The 649-nt window shown below is 70.6% G+C and carries 1 protein-coding gene; it reads left to right on the forward strand.

Annotated features, from left to right (window positions below; genetic code table 11):
• On the forward strand, positions 1 to 649 hold a 649-nt coding region (locus AC1DWF_RS35475), incomplete at both ends, for a sensor histidine kinase (protein WP_476843146.1).

Below are 649 nucleotides of genomic sequence, written 5' to 3' on the forward strand. Positions count from 1 at the left end.
CGGATCGATCGAGCAGGCCGCGGAGCGCGGCGCCGCGCTAGTGCGGCAGCTGCTTGCCTTCGCGCGGCAGCAGGTGATGGCGCCGCGCACCATCGAGCTGAACGAATCGATCCGGCAGCTGGCGATCCTCCTGCCGAGGCTGCTCGGCTCGGGGATCGTGCTGGAGCTCGACCTGGAGGAGCCGTCCAGACGCATCCGCGTCGACCCCTCGCAATGGGACCAGGTGCTGCTGAACCTCGTGGTGAACGCGCGCGAGGCCATGAACGGGACGGGCCGCCTGCGGATCGCGACGGGGCGGCGGCTCGTGCTCGCGGGCGAGGGTCTGAAGCCGGGCCGCTACGCCGTGGTGGAGGTCACGGATGATGGGCCGGGCATCCCGCCGGAAGTGCTGTCCCGGATTTTCGAGCCTTTCTTTTCCACGAAGCTCGATCAGGGTGGGACGGGGCTGGGGCTCGCGACGGTCCAGGGGATTGTGGGGCAGTTCGGCGGGCAGATGGAGGTTGAGAGCCATCCCGGCGCCGGCACGACCTTCCGGATCGTGCTGCCTCGCCATGAAGGTCCGGACGAAGCCGAGGCGCTCCGGCTCCCCGCGGCCGCGCCGAGGATCGACGGGCCGGTCCTGCTGGTTGACGACGAGCCGACCCTCCTG

Source organism: Aminobacter sp. P4_D5 (assembly GCF_056401815.1).